12 protein-coding genes and 1 pseudogene are annotated in these 14321 nt (G+C 75.5%); 6 read left to right on the top strand and 7 right to left on the bottom strand.

Features of this window, described 5'->3' with window-relative positions; translation table 11 throughout:
- Positions 1-8: 8 nt before the first annotated feature.
- Entirely contained in the window at positions 9-443 is a 435-nt protein-coding gene (locus RM844_RS20955) for a hypothetical protein (protein ID WP_311668843.1), read from the top strand.
- Positions 444-629: 186 nt separating this feature from the next.
- On the opposite strand, the pseudogene RM844_RS33600 reads toward RM844_RS20955, so the two are convergent.
- The 3 genes and pseudogenes from RM844_RS33600 to RM844_RS20945 all read right to left on the bottom strand — a co-directional run.
- A pseudogene (locus tag RM844_RS33600) lies at positions 630-902 on the bottom strand (BTAD domain-containing putative transcriptional regulator); the annotation flags it as partial.
- Positions 903-1002: 100 nt separating this feature from the next.
- The gene (locus RM844_RS20950) at positions 1003-1905 is read right to left on the bottom strand and encodes an alpha/beta fold hydrolase (RefSeq protein ID WP_311668842.1); all 903 of its coding nucleotides are present in this window, start codon (positions 1903-1905) and stop codon (positions 1003-1005) included.
- A gap of 574 nt (positions 1906-2479) precedes the next feature.
- Complete coding sequence (locus RM844_RS20945; RefSeq protein WP_311668841.1) at positions 2480-3715, bottom strand: glycosyltransferase; 1236 nt, start codon at positions 3713-3715, stop codon at positions 2480-2482.
- Positions 3716-4021: 306 nt separating this feature from the next.
- On the opposite strand from RM844_RS20945, the gene RM844_RS20940 reads away from it, so the two are divergent.
- The gene (locus RM844_RS20940; protein ID WP_311668840.1) at positions 4022-4798 is read left to right on the top strand and encodes an SGNH/GDSL hydrolase family protein; all 777 of its coding nucleotides are present in this window, start codon (positions 4022-4024) and stop codon (positions 4796-4798) included.
- Positions 4799-4875: 77 nt separating this feature from the next.
- Here the strand turns inward: RM844_RS20940 and RM844_RS20935 are convergent, their stop codons facing one another.
- On the bottom strand, positions 4876-6444 hold the full coding sequence (locus tag RM844_RS20935) for an MFS transporter (RefSeq protein WP_311668839.1): 1569 nt from the start codon (positions 6442-6444) through the stop codon (positions 4876-4878).
- A 131-nt stretch (positions 6445-6575) separates the two neighbouring features.
- Between RM844_RS20935 and RM844_RS20930 the strand changes: the two genes are divergently transcribed.
- Both RM844_RS20930 and RM844_RS20925 read left to right on the top strand, forming a co-directional pair.
- A complete protein-coding gene (locus RM844_RS20930; RefSeq protein WP_311668838.1) occupies positions 6576-6944 on the top strand; it encodes a MerR family transcriptional regulator in 369 nt (122 codons plus the stop codon).
- A gap of 485 nt (positions 6945-7429) precedes the next feature.
- Positions 7430-8410, top strand: a complete 981-nt coding sequence (locus tag RM844_RS20925; protein ID WP_311668837.1) for a threonine ammonia-lyase — start codon at positions 7430-7432, stop codon at positions 8408-8410.
- A 34-nt stretch (positions 8411-8444) separates the two neighbouring features.
- On the opposite strand, the gene RM844_RS20920 is transcribed toward RM844_RS20925, so the two are convergent.
- Positions 8445-10703 carry an NACHT domain-containing protein gene (locus RM844_RS20920; RefSeq protein WP_311668836.1) on the bottom strand — a complete coding sequence of 753 codons (2259 nt, stop codon included), beginning with the start codon at positions 10701-10703 and terminating at the stop codon, positions 8445-8447.
- A 209-nt stretch (positions 10704-10912) separates the two neighbouring features.
- A complete protein-coding gene (locus RM844_RS20915) occupies positions 10913-12199 on the bottom strand; it encodes a metallophosphoesterase (protein ID WP_311668835.1) in 1287 nt (428 codons plus the stop codon).
- A 355-nt stretch (positions 12200-12554) separates the two neighbouring features.
- Between RM844_RS20915 and RM844_RS20910 the strand changes: the two genes are divergently transcribed.
- Positions 12555-13088, top strand: a complete 534-nt coding sequence (locus RM844_RS20910; RefSeq protein ID WP_311668834.1) for a DUF1707 SHOCT-like domain-containing protein — start codon at positions 12555-12557, stop codon at positions 13086-13088.
- A gap of 162 nt (positions 13089-13250) precedes the next feature.
- Positions 13251-13598, top strand: coding sequence for a hypothetical protein (locus RM844_RS20905; RefSeq protein ID WP_311668833.1), 348 nt, complete (start codon positions 13251-13253; stop codon positions 13596-13598).
- 9 nt (positions 13599-13607) lie between these two features.
- On the opposite strand, the gene RM844_RS20900 is transcribed toward RM844_RS20905, so the two are convergent.
- Positions 13608-14249, bottom strand: coding sequence for a hypothetical protein (locus RM844_RS20900; RefSeq protein WP_311668832.1), 642 nt, complete (start codon positions 14247-14249; stop codon positions 13608-13610).
- Positions 14250-14321 lie beyond the last annotated feature (72 nt).

Below are 14321 nucleotides of genomic sequence, written 5' to 3'. Positions count from 1 at the left end.
GGCACACCATGACCAACACCTACCAGTACCGTTTCCGGGCCCCCGGCGGCCGGGGTGGCCTGGCCGCCGACCTGGTGGCGACCGCCGGGCCGCCGCCGACGACCGTCGGGCGGGGCGTGCTCCGGCTGCACCGCGGCGTGCTGCTGGCGCTGCCGGCGGCCGTCTACTGGCGGGACGCCGCCTGGCTGGGTTTCGGCGCGGCGCTCTCCGCGCCCGCGCTCGCCGCGACCCATCCGGCCGGGCTGCTGCTCGACGTGCGGGCGCTGGACTACCCGCCGGACCACTACCGGGCCGAGGTGGCGGCGCTGGCCGTCGACGGCTGGCTGCACCGGGAGTTCGACCTCCCGCCGACCGGCGCCGGGGTCCGGCCGGCCGTCGACGGGTTCGCCTTCAGCTGGGGCGAGCACACCGCCCCGTTCGCCGACCCACCGCCGCCGCGGTAGCCGGGCGACCGGCGGCCGGCCCGCGCCGCCGGGCTGCCCACCCCGCCTGCCCGGCGCCGGCGGGCCCCTCTCGGACGGCCCGTCCGGCCAGCGCGCCCCGGCTGGTGACCAGCGCGCGACACCCCTCGCCGGCCGGCGGCGGCCGCACCCGCTCGGCGCTGCGGGCGTTGTCCGGCCCAGGGACGCCCGCGCGGACCGGTAGACGGCCAGCGCCTCGCCCGGCCGGCGTGGTGCAGCGCGGCCATCAACAGCCCGTGCAGCCGCTCGCGCGGCGGGTGTGCCCTCGCCAGCACGGTCAGCGACCACGTCCGCGCTCCGCCCGCACGCCAACTCGGCCTGGAAGGGTGCCTCGTACCCGGCCAGTCGGCGCTCGGTCGGCGGGTGCGCCCACGCGCCGGGCAACGGGACGTCCAGGGCGGTGAACGGGGGATCCCGCCACAGCCCGCACGCCTCCCACAGCGCTCCCGGCCCCCGGCGGCCGGGGAACGGAGGCGACCGCCGGGTGGGGGTCGGGCGCCCGGCGGTCGGCGCCGCGTGCGGCGCGGGTCGGGTGACCGGGTCAGCCGGCGGCGCGGGTGACCACGTCCTGGATGGCCGTGACGGCCTCCTCCGGCGTGTCGGTGTGGATGTAGTGGCCGGCGTTCTCCACGACGGTCAACTCGCTGTCGGTGGACAGGTTCAGCCAGGCCTCCTGGCCGGCGGTCCAGTCCTCCTCCAAGCCGTCGCCGTACTCGGGGTCCAGGTCGGCGAGGTAGCGCACCCCGTGCTGGAGCACCCGCACCGGGATGTCGCCGGCGGACTCGGCGGGGGCGTCGGCGAAGACCAGCTGCTCGTGGTTCTGCCCCTCGAACACGGCGAGCTGAGCCGCCCGCAGCTCGGCCGTGGCGCCGGTGACGTCCTCCGGAATCCGGTTCGCCAGGTCGCCGGCCGCGGTCGGGCCGGTGGCGTCCAGCAGGACCAGGCCGGCGACCTGCGCGTTGGTCGGCGCGTAGCGGCCGGCGATCAGCCCGCCCATGGAGTGCCCGACCAGCACGACCGGGCTGTCCCCGACGGTCTGCTCCAGCACCCCGGTCAGGATCGCGTTGGTGTCCCCGAAGTCCTGCGGGCCGGCCGGCGGGTCGCTCTGGCCCGCGCCGAGGCGGTCGTAGGAGCAGACCTGGCCGTCGGCGCTCAACGTCTCCTGGAGTCCGGCCATGTTGGTCAGGTCCTCGCCGCCACCGTGCAGCAGGACGACGACCGGCTGGCCCTCGACCGCCTCGCCGGTGCAGAGGACGTTGACGGCCTGGCCGTCAACGTCGATCTGCTCGGTGTCGGTGGGCGGCGCCTGCTCGGTCTCCTCCGGCGCGGGGCTGGCCGAGGAGTCCTCCGCCGGCACCGTGTCGTCATCGCACCCGACGAGCCCCACACCCGCCAGGGTGCAACACAGCGCCACGGCGGCCGAGGTGCCGATCCTGCGTATCACAGTTCCTCCGAGGAAAAAGTCGACATAAGTGTCCCCGCGTGCGGAGCGGACGCGTCGACCGTGCACTCCGGGGAGCGCCGACCGCCGGTCCCCCGTCGCGCGGTCGTCATCACCTGACAACGGCTCACAGACTAGGCACGCGCCACCGGCCGGCTCGATGGCCCTTCGCCCCCACCCGCCCCGGGACTGGGTGCACTCTCCGAGGGGGGCTGGCTACACCACGCGTCACCTGGCGGGCCTCCCGCTGGCTCGGGGACGCCGCCGTAGCAACTCGCTGACCTGCGGAAAAGGTGACGGGCCGCCGGCGGCTGCGGCCCGGCGCGGTGCCCGTGAGCGACCGGTCCGTGCTCCCGGCCCGCCCATCGATCCCGAACCCGTACGCCGCAGTATGTCCTCGCGGAAAACCTGCCAGGGAGCTTCCTGACACAACCTTTCACAGGACCCGTCGGTAGATTCACCGCACCGGCGCCCTCGGAAGGGTTCCGACACAACCTCCCGAGAACGGGTGCACCCGGCGCGGGTGACCGCTCCCGCCGGCCAGCGGAAACGCGTAGGCCCGACGCTCCCGCCCGGTTCACCCGGAGGTCGGTGGCCGCCCCCGGCCGAGCGCGTCGAGCAGCAGCCTGGCGGCCGTCGTCGTCCCGTCGGTGCGGATCGTTCGGGCGACCGCGCTCGCCCGGGTGTGGGTCGCGGGGGTCAGGGTCCTGGCGAGGGCCGCCGAGAGCGACGCGTAGGTCGGCGTCGGGCCGTCGTGTGCCGTGCCGATGCCCAGGTCGGCGACCCGGCCGGCCCAGTACGGCTGGTCCGCCGCCTGGGGCACCACCACCTGCGGCACGCCGGCCAGGGCGGCCGTGGTGGTGGTGCCGGCGCCCCCGTGCTGGACGACGGCGGCCACCCGGGGGAACAGCGCCTGGTGGTTGACCTCGCCGACGGCGAAGCAGTCGTCCCGGTCGTCGATCGGCGCCAGCCCCGCCCAGCCGCGGGAGACGAGCACCCGCCGCCCTTGCGCCCGGACGGCGGCGACGGCCACCCGGGCGGCGTCCGCCGCACCGTGCAGGGGCATGCTGCCGAAGCCCACGTACACCGGTGGCGTGCCGGCGTCCAGGAACGCCACCAGCGCGTCCGGGAGCGGGCGTTCGTCCGGCAGGATCCACGCGCCGGTCTGCACCACGTCGAGGTCCGGCATCTCCCGCATCGGGTCCAGGACCGGGTCCGTCGCCAGCCACGGCTGGTCACCGATGACATAGCCGCGGACGTCGGCCACCGGTGGCAGGCCGATCGCCGCCCGGTTCGCGTTGAGTGCCGCGCCGAACAGCTCGTTGGTCTGCCGGGCGTCCAGCTCCCACCGCGTCCGGTTGTCGGTCGTCTCCGGGGGCAGCGGCTGCCCCGGGTACGCCAACGGCCGGCGCAGCGGCGAGGGCAGGGTCAGCTGCTGGAAGGTCACGGACGCCGTGGGAACGCCCAGCTTCTCGGCGACCGACAGCGCGCCGGCCGCGGCCGGCAGCATGCCGGTCACCACCAGGGCGTCGCAGTCGGCGGCCGCCGTGCTGAGCACCTCCACCTGCCGGGCGATCACCTCGGCCGCCCGCTGGGGGAGGGAGGAGGGCGGCGGCGCCGCCTTCGTCAGGGCGCGCGCCGACGGGCCGACCGGCACCAGCTCCACGCCGACGCCGGCCAACCGCCGCGCGAAGTCCTCGTCCGGTGGCGCACATACCCGGACCTCCGCCCCGAGCGCCCGCAGCCGCACCGCGAGGCCCGCGACCGGTTCGACATCCCCACGTGATCCGTAGGTTGACAACAACACGCGCACCAGGCGACTCCTCTTGGACGTGGGTCCAGGCTTCGGCCGGTGATTCTGCGGCACCGGCGGGGTCTTGTGGCAAGCCCCCGGGTGCGCTATACGTTGAGCGTGGCAAGGGGCGCACGCTCCTTGCCTTTCGTGTTCTCCGCCCCCACCGGACCGCCCCCGCTTCCCCCGGCGCCGGAACAGGCCCCCCGTGCAGCGCACTTGTCGATTCCTCTCCTTCGGACAAGTCGCTGCGGCTATGGCATGTGCGCCTCAACTGTGTGGAGAATGAGGCGTGCCGCGACGGCACACTTCCCCCAGGAGAGTTACATGAGATCTGCGCGTTCCCTGATGGTTCTCGTGGTCGCCGTGGCGGCCCTGCTCGGGCTCGCCCAGCCGGCCTCCGCCGCGCCCGGGAGGTACGTCGCTCTCGGCGACTCCTACTCGTCCGGCTCGGGCGCCGGGGCGTACTACACCGACGGTGGCTGTCAGTTGAGCGCCAACGCCTACCCGCGGCTGTGGGCCGAGGCCAACTCCCCGTCCTCGTTCGCGTTCGTCGCGTGCGGCGGCGCGGTGACCGCGGACGTGCTCGCCGAGCAGGTCTCGGCGCTCACCGCCGACACCCGCCTGGTGACCATCTCCATCGGCGGCAACGACGCCGGGTTCGGCGACGTGATGACCACCTGCCTCCTCAGCTCCAACGCCACCTGCGCCGCCCGCAACGAACAGGCCAGGAACTTCATCCGGCAGACCTTGCCCGGCCGGCTGGACAACGTCTACGCCGAGATCGCCGATCGTGCCCCCGACGCCCAGGTGGTGGTGCTCGGCTACCCGCACATCTTCGGCTCCAACGCCACCTGCCTGCTGGCCGGCGCCACCAAGCGCGCCGCGCTCAACAGCTCCTCCGACACGCTGTCCGCCGTGATCTCCGCGCGCGCCGCCGCCCACGGCTTCGACTACATCGACGCCCGCGCCACCTTCGACACCCACGAGGTCTGCGGCAGCGGCACCGACTGGATCAAGGGCCTCTCCACGGACGGCGCGTTCCACCCCAACGCCGCCGGCCAGCGCGGCGGTTACTACCAGGCCCTGGAAGCCCTCGTCTGACCCGGCCCCGGACACCGCCCCGCCGCCGACCCGGACACCGCATCGCACCGCCCGCGCGGCCGGGGCGGTGCCCGCGGTCAGGCCGCCCGCGCCCGTTCCGGCTCCCCGCCCGGCGCCTCCCGGCCGCCGGGCGGGGAGCCGCGCAGCGTCACCGCGGCCAGCGCGGCCGCGCCCAGCAGGGCGACGGTGGTCAGCAGCGCGGTGGCGTGCAGCCCGGTCGTGAACGCCGCGCGGGCCGCGTCGAGCAGCGCGCCGCCCAGCGGCTCCGGCAGGGCCTCCGCGGTGCTGACCGCGCCGCCGATGGTCTCCCGGGCGTCGTGCAGCGCCGCGTCGCCGACGGCGTCCGGGGCGTGCGCGGACAGCTGTTGCCGGTAGACGGCGAGTCCGAGGCTGCCCAGCAGCGCCATGCCCAGGGCCAGGCCGAGTTCGGCGCCGCTCTCCGAGATCGCCGAGGCGGCGCCGGCCCGCTCCGGCGGGGCGGAGCCGACGACCAGGTCCGTGGTCAGGGCCAGGATCGGGGTGAGGCCGACGTACAGCACGGTGAAGCCGGTGACCGCCCAGGCCGGGCCGTCCTCGTCGGCCGCGGTGACCAGCGCCGCGCCGCCGGCGGCCACCAGCAGGCAGCCGGCGACCACGACGGCCGGCCGCACCCGGGCCACCACCCTCGGCGCGAGCAGGGTGCCGCCGATCCCGGCGACGACCGCGGGCAGCGTCCACAGCCCCGCCGCCAGCGGGGAGAGGCCGACGACGGACTGGAGGTACTGCATCAGCAGCAGCTGGGTGCCGGCCAGGCCACACACCGCCAGGGTCTGGGTGCCCAGCGCGGCGCTGAACGCGGGCAGCCGGAAGAGCCCCAGATCGAGCAGGGGTTCGTCGAGTTTCCGCTGCCGCCGCAGGAAGCCGCCGCCGACCGCGAGACCCACCAGCGCCCACCCCAGCGGCACCGCCCCCGGCCCCGCCCCCGACAGCTGCTTGACCGCGTAGACCAGGGCGAGCACCGCCACCGTGGACAGCGCCGCGCTGAGGATGTCGAAGCGCCCGGCCGCCCGCCCCGTGCGCCGCTCGGGCAGCAGCCGGGGCCCGGCGACGAGCAGCAGCAGCATCACCGGCACCGCGATGAGGAAGACGGAACCCCACCAGAAGAACTCCAGGAGCGCGCCGCCCACCAGCGGGCCGATGGCCTCTCCGCTGATGAACGCGGTCATCCAGACCGCGACCGCGAACGTCCGCTGGGCCGGGACGACGAACATCGTCGAGATCAGCGCCAACGTCGAGGGCATCAGGGTGGCACCGGCCACCCCCAGCAACGCCCGTGCGGCGATCAGCGTCTCGGCGCTCCGCGCGAAGGCGGCCAGCACCGAGGCGACGGCGAACGCGGCGGCGCCGACCAGCAGCAGCCGGCGGCGTCCGACCCGGTCGCCGAGCGTCCCCATGCTGATCAGGAAGCCGGCGACGAGGAATCCGTAGATGTCCAGGATCCACAGCAACTGGCCGCCGGTGGGGGAGAGTTCGGCGCTGATGGTCGGGGCGGCCAGGTGCAGCACCGTCATGTCCATCGCCAGCACGAGGGTGGGCAGCGCGAGGACGGCCAGCCCCACCCACTCCCGCCGCCCCGCCCGCCGCGGTGCGCTGTCGCCGGTGGTCACAGGGGGTCTCCTTCGGTCGCGCGGATCGGGGGAGACGCGGAGGGCGTCGCGTCCGCAGCACGCTAAACTCTGACATCGATGTGAGAGTCAAGTGGTGACCGGGCGTCGGAGGGATCAGAGGGAGGGGTGCGGTGCGGATCGGGGAGCTCTCCCGCCGTACGGGGGTCAGCGAACGGCTGCTCCGCTACTACGAGGAGCAGGGTCTCCTGCACCCGCACCGGCGTCCCAGCGGGTACCGCGAGTACCGGGAGGGGGACGTGGCGACGGTCCGTCGCATCCGGACCCTGCTCTCCGCGGGGCTGCCCACCGTGCTCATCGCCGAGGTGCTGCCGTGCATGCGGGACGACGGCGAGAAGCTGGTCCCCACCTGCGCCGAGATGGTGGAGGACCTGCACGAGGCCAGGGCCAGGATCACCGGCGTCATCGACGAGTTGAGCGCCTCGCGCGCCGTCCTCGACGAGGTGATCGCCGCCGCCCCGCCGCTCCCGGAGCGCGGCTGACCCCGCCCCGGTCGCCCGCACATGGCACCCGCGCGGCGGTCAAAGCGGAACACCCCCGGCACGGCGGCGCTGTCGCCGGTGCACTCCCAGGCGGCCCCAGACGACCAACCCGCCGTCCCGGCCCACCCGGACGAACAGGGCGCCGGGGCACCCGGCCGTGCGCGTCGGCTCGCCGATCACGACCCGGCGGCTCCTCCCGAGCGGTCAGCGCCCAGCTCTCGGCCGGCCCGGCCCAGTGCCGGCCACTCGCCGCGCACGCCCGCCGGGGGGACCTTCCGCAGGACGTCCACCCCGTCGATCAGCGGCCACACCCCGCCCCGGGGCCCGCCGCCCAGTCGTCCGGACCCCGGTGCCGCAGGGCCAGCACGCCGCTCGCGGGTCGGCCGGTCACCCCCGCGATCGGACCAACGCGGCGCGGGCGCACCCCGGTTCGCCGACGACCCGCGCCGCGCCGCGCCCGGCCGGCGGGCGCTACGCTGCCGGCCATGCGGAAGACGCGCCTCGACACCGATCGGATCCGAGCGGCCCGCCGGCTGATCGACCCGATGTTCCTGGACACCCCGCAGTACCGCTGCGAAGCGCTGGAGCCCGAACTCGGGTGCGCGGTGAGCATCAAGCTGGAGACGGCGAACCCGGTCCGCAGCTTCAAGGCGCGCGGCACCGAGGTCGTCGCGAGCCGCCTCGCCGCCCACGGCCAGCCAGCCGTGGTCTGCGCCAGCGCGGGCAACCTCGGCCAGGCGCTGGCCTGGTCGGGCCGGGACCGGGGGCTCGACGTCACCGTCGTGGCCTCCCGGCACGCGACCGCGGCCAAGCTCGACCGCGTCCGGGCGCTTGGCGCCCGGCTGGAACTGGTCGACGGGGACCACGAGTTGGCGCGCGACCGGGCGGCGGACATCGCCCGTAGGGACGGCGTCCGGCTGCTGGAGGACAGCCTGGACCTGGAGACCTGCGAAGGCGCGGCCACCATCGGCCTGGAACTGGTCGCCGCCACGCCCGCCTTCGACACCGTCCTCATCGCCCTCGGCGGCGGGGCGCTGGCCACCGGCGTGGGCCACGTGCTCAAGGAGTTGGCCCCCGAGGTCGAGGTGATCTGCGTCCAGCCGCTCGGCGCCCCGGCGATGACCCGCTCCTGGCGCGAGCGGCGCGTCGTCACCACCGACTCGGCCGACACCATCGCCGACGGGGTCGCCGGCCGGTGCCCCATCCCGGCCGTCCTGGACGACCTCCTGCTGGTCGCCGACGACGCCGTCCTGGTCCGGGAGGAGTCGATCGTCGCCGGCCTGCGGCTGCTCCTCGACCACGCCGGCCTGGTCGCCGAACCGTCGGCCGCGCTCGGTATCGCGGCGGTCCTGGAGGACCGCGACCGCTTCGCCGGCCGGCACGTGGCGACCATCGTGTGCGGCGGCAACGTCGATCCGGCCGCCTACCGCCGCTGGGTGGGCGCGCCCCGGGCCGGCGCCGCCTGACCGGGGAACGCCGCCCGCGCCGGCGCCCGCCCCGTCACGCGACGCGCGGCGCCGCGGAGAGTTGGTCCTGGAGCAGCGCGTGCCGGAACTGGAAACGCGGCCCCTCCGCTCGCAGGATCCGGCGCTCGTAGGACTCCTCGATGAAGAGCATCCCGTAGGAGGGGAAGTCCCGACGCAGGCGCAGCTGCCCGAAGAAGAGGATGCTGCGCCAGGAGTCGCACGTCGCGATCACACAGCCCACACTGAAGGGGACCCCGATGGCCAGGAACTGGACCAGACCGGGCAGCACGTCCGCGCCCCACTGGGGACCCGTGCCCGGGGCGTTCCACATGAAGATCTGGCGCAGGCCGAACCCCGCTCCCATGGTGAGGCCGAACAGCGAACCGGCGACGATCGCCCGCCGCAGTTCGAGCCGCCAGTCCGCGTCCCGCCCGGTGATGATGTGGGCCTGGGCCACGGGCCGGACGGCGCCGATGGCGAAGGCGACGAGGAACGTGCCCCACGCGCCGTTGAGCAGCCCTTCGTCCAGCCGCAAGGGCTCATCGAAGAGCCCCGCCGGATACGCGTACTGGAGGGTGAACGGGACGCCGCCGATGGCGGCGCCCGGGAGCAGCGGTGCCCTGGAGTACCACAGGCGCCAGCGGGCGAGGCGGGTGCGCCCGGGGGAGGGGTGCGGCCGGGCGGCGGCGACGCCGGTCGCGACGCCGGCGCCGGCACCGACCAGCACCGACCCGAGGACGGCGAGGCCACGCACCTCCAACAGACCGGTGAGGGCCCACTGGGCGCTCCACCCGATCATGATGCCGACGACGAGGCAGGCACCGAGGTTGATCCGTGGCCGGCGCAGTCGGCGGGACAGGGACCATCCGGCCCTGTCCCACGTGGTGTGGCGCAGCTCGGCCGTGAGGCCGGCGGCGGCACCGAGCACCAGGCCGACGAGCGCGCCGAACCGCAGCCCCGACGTCTCGTCGTTGGCGAAGTTGTCGAAGTACCGGCCGGGGCCGTAGAGGAGCGCGCCGCCGATGGCGCCGAGCAGCGACAACAGCAGAGCGGCGGCCAGGACCCGCGGCCAGGCCGGCGCCCAGCGGGGCAGCGTGCGCCAGTCGATGCTGTAGATGCCACGGCGGGCCATCTCGGTGGCGAGGTACCCGAGCCAACGCCGGGCGTCCGCCGGCCCGTACCGCACCAGGGAGGGCCCGGACTCCGGCTGGTAGGCGACCTCGACCAGCCGGTCCAGGAGATAGGCCCGGATCTCGTCCTCGGTGGTCAGGCGCCCGCCCAGCAGGACCTCCACGTCGGCCGGCCTGGGGAAGGCGTCCCGGACCAGCGACAGCATCAGGGGCGAGTCGAGCGCGCGGGCGAGCAGGCCGGCGGGCTGTTCCGTGAGGTGCCCGAGCAGCCGCTGCCACGGTTCGGGCACGGGATCGCCGTGACAGTGCCGCAGGTATTCGGCCGCGTCGGCGGGTACGACGGGAGACAGCCGCAGGATCTCGGCGCCGCGCAGCCGCCCGGCGCTCACCGCGTCGAACTCCTCGGTACGGGAGAGGATCACCACCCGGCAGGGCATGCGCCGGTCGATCTGCTCCAGGGCGGCGGCGCGGAGCTCGGCGGCCATCTCGTCGAAACCGTCGAGGAAGACGAGGACGCGGTCACCGCGCAGGAGCTGCCGGACGGCGCGCGGTCCGAACCTGCGGCGGCGCAGGAACCGGTAGCGCGACTCCAACTCCCCTTCCAGCCAGTCGTCCAGGTACTGCCGGCGGTGGTGCCAGCCGGTGACGGACAACAGCACCGGCACGGGGAAGCGTTCGCGTTCCTCGTCGCCGCGGGCCGCCCGGGTGCGCAGCGCCTGGAACACCGTCCAGGCGGCGGAGTCGGACTTGCCGCTGCCCGCGTCACCGAGGACGACGGTCCGCCCGGTGCGTGAGGTGCCGATGACCCCCAGCAGGTCGTCGATCCCGCCGCCCGCCGTCGCGGCCGCCCCTGGGGGTGCGACGCCCGGCAGCGGTGCGAAGGGAGCGGGGGCGTGTGCGCTGGTCAGCGGGCGGCGATGCCAACTCCAACGCAGCGGGATCGGTTCGGGGAGCAGCCCCCGGTCGCGCACGGTCCGTGCCGCGCGGTCGAGGAGGAAGTCCGCCAGGCTGTCCGCCGCCCACGCCAACCGGGCTCGCGCCCTGGGCTGCCGCCGGTCGTCGCCGGGGTGGGCGCCGTGGAGATGCACGCCGCCATGGATCTGGCCGGCCTGGAGGGCGGCGTGCGCGTCCCCCGCGTACTGGTTGTGCCATCGCTCGTTCACCTGGCCGGCCTCCCCGCTCGCCGCGCGCCCGCGCCCCGGCCCCGTCGTCGCTCGGGCAGGCGCCCCCTGGGGGCCTACCCCTTCCCCGGACGCGTAGTCCGCGCCGGGCAGGCGGCGCCGCCGGTCGGGCGCGCGGCGCGGGCGATCTCCTGGTCGAGCTGCGGCGGCATGCTCCGGAACCGGCGCACGCGCGGCCGGCGCCGCGGTGGTCAGGCCTGTCGCGACGCCAGTTCCACCACCGTCACGTCCGACGGCGCGCCGACCCGGGTGGGCGGGCCCCACGCGCCCGCGCCGCGCGAGACGTACAGCTGGGTGTCGCCGTACCGCTCCAGTCCGGCGACCGTCGGGTTGGCCAGTCCGGCCAGGTGGTTGACCGGCCACAGCTGGCCGCCGTGGGTGTGTCCCGACAGCTGTAGGTCGACCCCGTGCCGGACGGCCTCGTCGACGAACACCGGCTGGTGGGCCAGGAGGACCGAGGCGCGCGCCGGGTCCCGGTCCGCCAGCGCGGCCGCCAGGTCGGGGCCGTCCTCGTAGTCCTCTCCCGCCACGTCGTTCACGCCGGCCAGGTCGAACGACGGCAGCTCCACCCGCTCGTTGGCTAGGAGGCCCAGCCCCAACTCCCGCACGTGGGCCGTCCACTCCGCCGCGCCCGACAGGTACTCGTGGTTGCCGGTGACGAAGAACGTCCCGTGGCGGGCCTGGAGCCGGCCGATCGGCTCGACCGATCGGCCCAGGTCGGCGACCGACCCGTCGACCAGGTCGCCGACGACGGCGATCAGGTCCGGCTGGGTCGCGTTCACCGTCGCGACCACCCGCTCGGCGAAGCCGCGCCCCAGGACCGGGCCCAGGTGGAGGTCGCTGACCACCGCTATGCGGAAGCCGTGCGCCGCCCTCGGCAGCTTCGCCAGCGGCACCGTCACCCGCTTCACCCGGGGCCCGCGCAGCACCCCGTAGGTCCCGTAGCCGACGGTGCCGACCGCCACCGCGGCCGCCGCCCCACCGACCAGCCGCGCCGCGAACACCCGCCGGGACAGCTCCGCCGAGGCCTCCCGGTCGTCATCGCCTTCGCGGTCGTCTGGGGCGGTCGAGGGCGGGGCGGTGTCCGACGGCGCGGGCGCGGCCCCGGGCGCGGCGGCGGCCGGCTCCGGGGTGGCGGCCGGCGCCCTACGGGCCGCGCGGTGCCGCAACCAGCGGACCAGCGGGGGCCGGACGGCCTCGCCCACGAGTACGGCGAGCAGGAGGTAGAGGGCGAGGGCCAGCCACAGGTACGCCGGCCAGGAGAGGACGCGCACGAGCCAGAACGGCAGTCCGGCCCGCGCGCCGACGAGCGCCACCAGCATCAGCGTGGGCGCGGCCACGAACAGCGCGGTGCCCAGGCGCCGCCAGCGCGTGCCGGGCCGGGTGGTGTCCCGGACGAGCCGGCGCCACACGTACCAGTGCAGCGCGCCGATCACCCCCACGATCACCGGCGCGACGAGGAGGAGGACGATACTCACGGCGGGGAGCCCTTTCTGGCGGGGCGGAGTCGGGGACCGGGATGGTGTCCCGGCTCGTCCCCCAATCTGCCGCCTCCCGGCGGCCCGAACGTGCTACCGGTGGATGGTTTACGGCATACCTCGCTCGGAGTACGGCTCTACCCCAAGGAGGTGCGCGCGGGGCCGGGCGCGGCCCGTCTCGCGCGCGAGCGTCACCGGCCGAACCCGGTCGGGCGCGGCGCGTTCGGGCCGGGGCCGGGGCCGGGGCCGGGGCCGGGGCCGGGTCAACGCGCCCTGCCCCCGGCCGCGTTGCCGGCCGCCGCCGCGGGGCCGCTGGCCAGGGCCCGGGGCGCGCCGCCCTGTTAGCGTGGTCGGCATGTCGAGGGACCTTTCCCGGTTGCGGGCGTCGCACGAGGACCGGGACCGCGCGGTGGAGACCCTGCGGCTCGCCGGCGGGGACGGCCGGCTCAGCGCCGAGGAGCTGGAAGTCCGGGTGGAGCGCGCCCTGTTGGCCCGGACGCAGGGCGAACTGGCCGCGCTGGTCGGTGACGTGCCGGTCGAGCGCGCCCCGGGGGACCGCCTGGTGGTCGAGCAGCGCGGCGGCCGGTGGTCGCGGGCGGGGCGTTGGGTGGTGCCGAGCCACATCGAGGTGCGCACCGAGATGTGCCGGGTCGTGCTCGACTTCACCGAGGCGGTACTCACCTCGCGGACGCTGCGCATCGACGCGGACCTGCGGTTCGGCCGGCTCGTCCTGGTCGGCGCGCCCGACATCGTGCTTGAGACCGACGGGCTCAACCTGGTGTTCTCCAAGGTCAAGCGGCGCCCGGCCGGCGCTGTCTCCGACCCGCGGCTGCGCGTCGAGCTGGTCGGCACGCTCACCCACGCGAAGGTCGTCGAGCGGCGGCCGTGAGCGCCCGGGTGGCTTTCGGACGGCGTTCAAGTCCCGCTCGTCCAGGTCACGTTGCGGATAGACGGCCCTCGACGTGCCGCCGTCGCGGGGCCGTTGGCCCGGGTATACGGTGGGCCGTCGCGTCCGGGGTAGGCCGGCGTCGGCTTCTTCCTGGAGGGTTGCGTGCGGTACCGGGCCGTCCTCGTGGCGTTCTTCCTCGTGCCCACCGTCGGCGGGGTCTCCAACCTGCTGGAGGCCCTGCGGGCGCCGACCGAGGTCGTCTGCCCGGGCGAGAACGTGGGCGAGAACGGCGAGGAACGCCCCGGCCCGATGCGGCCGGGCGACACCCGGTGCGCGGTACTGGACGGGTCCTACTCCGTGGCGTCCCGCACCTACGCGCAGCAGCGGCTGACGCAGTCCCTGGAGCGGCGCCGCGCCGCCCGCGACGGCGCCCTGCTCCTGACGTTCGGCGCCGCCGGCACCCTCGTCTCCTGGCGCGCCACCCGGACGCCGTCCCCCGACCGCGACTGAACTCCCCGGTCACGGGCAGCCGTTCGTCAGCAGCAGGTGGAAGACGCGGTCCCGGTACAGGAACGTGGCGGTGTCCGAGGCGCCACCGTCGAAGTACGCCGGCCGCTGCGGCTCCTCGCCGGTGTGGTAGCCCGTGGAGCGCAGGAAGTCGGGGTCGACGGCGGCGAAGGACCAGGCCGCCCCGTCCGCGCCGAGCAGTTCCCGGACGAGGTCCCGGACCAGCGCGTCGGCCCGCGCCGCCGAACAGTGGCGGAGGTGCGGGCTGGGTCCCTCGTGGAGCATCCAGCGCAGTCGCGCCACGAGGGCGGCGCGGTCGAGCGGGCTGAGCCCGGCGCGGAACCCGGCACGTGGCAGCGGCCGTTCGGGGGGCTGGTCGGCGTAGGACTGGGACAGGTTGTGCCACCCGCGGCGGTCGTCGGCGGCGTACATGAGCCGCTCGAAGAGGGGGTCGCGCAGGAAGGCGCACAGCACGTCCTGCCGGTTGTCGACCGTGATGGGGGCGTCGTGGGCCGCAGTGAGCAGCAGGGTGTTGCTGTTCATCACCTGGTCGACGGCGGTGAGGAAGGCGTCCACGGCGGGCGGTTCGGGAGCCGGCGGTGGCGCCGTGAAGGTCGGACCGGGGGCGTCCGGTGCCGCAGCGTGCCGGGTCATGACGGGAGGTCACCTTTCTGTGGTGGGGCGCCGGCGCTGGTGGCCGGTGGGGCCCGGACACCATGAGCGTAC

The organism is Streptomyces chisholmiae, from assembly GCF_031845445.1.
GTDB classification, from domain to species: domain Bacteria; phylum Actinomycetota; class Actinomycetes; order Streptomycetales; family Streptomycetaceae; genus Streptomyces; species Streptomyces chisholmiae.
Note: the sequence above shows the minus strand (reverse complement) of the source record. Positions and strands in the feature narration are given on the sequence as shown.

What these genes read in the sequence shown, in the direction of transcription:
- RM844_RS20925 (WP_311668837.1), top strand. Translation starts at nt 7,430, where the DNA reads ATGCGGAAGACGCGCCTCGACACCGATCGGATCCGAGCGGCCCGCCGG.
- RM844_RS20910 (WP_311668834.1), top strand. Translation starts at nt 12,555, where the DNA reads ATGTCGAGGGACCTTTCCCGGTTGCGGGCGTCGCACGAGGACCGGGAC.
- RM844_RS20900 (WP_311668832.1), bottom strand. Translation starts at nt 14,249, where the DNA reads ATGACCCGGCACGCTGCGGCACCGGACGCCCCCGGTCCGACCTTCACG.
- RM844_RS20940 (WP_311668840.1), top strand. Translation starts at nt 4,022, where the DNA reads ATGAGATCTGCGCGTTCCCTGATGGTTCTCGTGGTCGCCGTGGCGGCC.
- RM844_RS20955 (WP_311668843.1), top strand. Translation starts at nt 9, where the DNA reads ATGACCAACACCTACCAGTACCGTTTCCGGGCCCCCGGCGGCCGGGGT.